Annotated in this window: 2 protein-coding genes; both read right to left on the reverse strand. The window is 37.1% G+C overall.

Going from position 1 to position 1,311, the window contains the following annotated elements; translation table 11 throughout:
* Positions 1-155 precede the first annotated feature (155 nt).
* The gene (locus CK510_RS30500; protein WP_095725136.1) at positions 156-740 is read right to left on the reverse strand and encodes a GTPase; all 585 of its coding nucleotides are present in this window, start codon (positions 738-740) and stop codon (positions 156-158) included.
* A partial coding sequence (locus CK510_RS32235; RefSeq protein WP_211293367.1) for a hypothetical protein occupies positions 733-1,311 on the reverse strand: 579 nt, incomplete at its 5' end. The genes CK510_RS32235 and CK510_RS30500, both read right to left, overlap by 8 nt.

Consider the following 1,311-nt stretch of genomic DNA (forward strand, 5'->3'; position numbering starts at 1 on the left):
GGTAAGGAATCGAGTAATTTATTCGAGTTGCCAAATTTGCGATCGCTACCACCTTCTTTGCAGCAAGAAAGGTTTGAAGATTACAAGGATTTTCTCGCAAATGCGATACTTTACTATGCTAATTATGAGGTCAAAAGACCCTTTTAAAACATAGTCTATCTATCTTTAGTTAAAACTGACATAATTGGAATGCTTTTTGAAGTCCAGGTTTTTGAAGTGTTATCCACTCGTAGCTTAATTTTAAATCCTTGAAAGGGCGGATTCAAACCATATTCAGATGTAACTATTCTCACAAAATTTTCTATTTGTTCTTTTCTATTAATCGTAGCTATGTGGCGGCTTTCTTTAGGCACAGATGCCGCAAAAGTGAAAGTTAACCAAGCTTTATTCCATATCAATGCTCCTAATTTTTCTGTCAAAAGATATATTGTTTGCTTTTCTTCAGGACGAAATCGTGTTTCATCTAGGCGGGAAACATAAATTAATGCATCAATTTTAGTAAAATCAACGCTATCTTTAATCATCTCTAAATATTTTCTGTCGCATTCAATGTCGTCCTCTGCCAATCCTGGTGTGTCTATGATGCAGATATCACCTAGATTATTTCTACAAGTATAATTTTGAATAAATTTTGTACAAGCTTCGTATCTTGAGGTTGAAGCAACATTGTTACCAACAATAGAATTTATAAAGCTTGACTTTCCAACGCCAGTGCGTCCTACAACTAAAAAGTTACGCATTTCTACGATTTAACTCCAGCCAGAGTCCTGCTACAGTACCCAATAATCCACCAACAAGTGCTCCTCCAGGACCAAGTAATAAACCAGCAGCAGCACCACCACCAGCAAGTCCAGCCATAAGACCTTTTCTAATTTTATTTCCAACCTCAGCTTTTTGCTGTTCATCAAGCTTAATTCTTGGCTCGCCCAAAGATGAGCTTATGCTATCTTTCATGGCGGCTGCAAATGGCAAAGAAGCAGACTCAGAAGCTCTAACAAAAATTCTGGTGAAAAACTCTCCAAGCCACTCCTTTTCATCTGGAGTTGTCTCACTTTGATTATCTACTGCTATAGATGGAATCTGATTTGCTATATCTTCTCCTACATATTTTGCTATTTCTCTCCTAATTAGCTCTGTTCTTTTGTTTAAAACTTCTTGATATTCTGATGCAGGAACAGAATTGGCAAATGTAAAAACAATAACAGAGCAATTCCACGCTTTATTCCCAAATGCTTTGGGTGCGACTCTTTTAGGAAGACGCAGAATAGGTTTAGACAGACATTGCAATACTTGGAGGGGAAATAGAACAAC

Origin of the sequence: Brunnivagina elsteri CCALA 953 (assembly GCF_002289455.1) — a bacterium.
Classification (GTDB): domain Bacteria; phylum Cyanobacteriota; class Cyanobacteriia; order Cyanobacteriales; family Nostocaceae; genus Brunnivagina; species Brunnivagina elsteri.